The following is a 792-nucleotide window of genomic DNA, read 5'->3' on the forward strand; positions in this document are numbered from 1 at the left end:
CCTGATCTGAAGTCGTGGCTTCCTGCTGACGATATGGCGCATTTCATTGTCGCAGCCGTTGAGCGGGTTCCGATGAGTGCGTTCTGCGTGCCAGTGCGCACGGGAGGCAAGGCGCAGTATCATCCGCGCCTGATGCTGGCCCTTCTGATCTTCAGCTATGCGAACGGGTTGTTTTCCTCACGCCGGATCGAGCGGGCGACATATCGCGATATCGGGGTGCGCTTCGTGGCGGCGAACCTGCATCCGGATCATGATACGATTGCGACCTTCCGCCGGACGAACCGGACAGCCATTGAAGCTGCATTTGCGCAGGTCCTGCTTCTGGCGCGCGAGACGGGTCTGCTGCGTCTGGGTGTAGTATCGATCGACGGCACGAAAATCGATGCCGACGCTTCGAAATACCGTTCCCTGCGCTACGACCGGATCAGGGCCCTGCGGGAACAGCTGGCGGTGGATATCGCGAAACTGATGGACCAGGCGGAGCACGCAGATGCCACAGACAGTGATCCGCAGGCGTTGCCGGAAGAACTCACCCGGCGTGAAACACTGAAAGCGAAGCTGGACGCAGCCTGCGCCCGGCTGGAAGCCGATGCGAAGGCGCAGGCCGGGGCGGCGCGACCGGCATACGAAAAAAAGAAAGCTGCGTATGACGCAAAAACAGGGCGTCGCGGCCGGGCACCGAAACCGCCCGATGATGAACCACCACCCGACCGGCAGATCAGTCTGACCGATCCCGACAGCCGCCTCATGCGACGTTCGGACGCCCACGAGTTCCGACAGGCTTACAATGCC

At 61.7% G+C, this 792-nt stretch carries 1 protein-coding gene; it reads left to right on the plus strand.

Annotation, left to right across the window (positions count from 1 at the left end; genetic code table 11):
* On the plus strand, nucleotides 1-792 hold a 792-nt coding region (locus tag GOB85_RS18865), incomplete at both ends, for a transposase (RefSeq protein WP_173579011.1).

The sequence above is a fragment of the Acetobacter fallax genome, assembly GCF_011516735.1.
Classification (GTDB): Bacteria; Pseudomonadota; Alphaproteobacteria; order Acetobacterales; family Acetobacteraceae; genus Acetobacter; species Acetobacter fallax.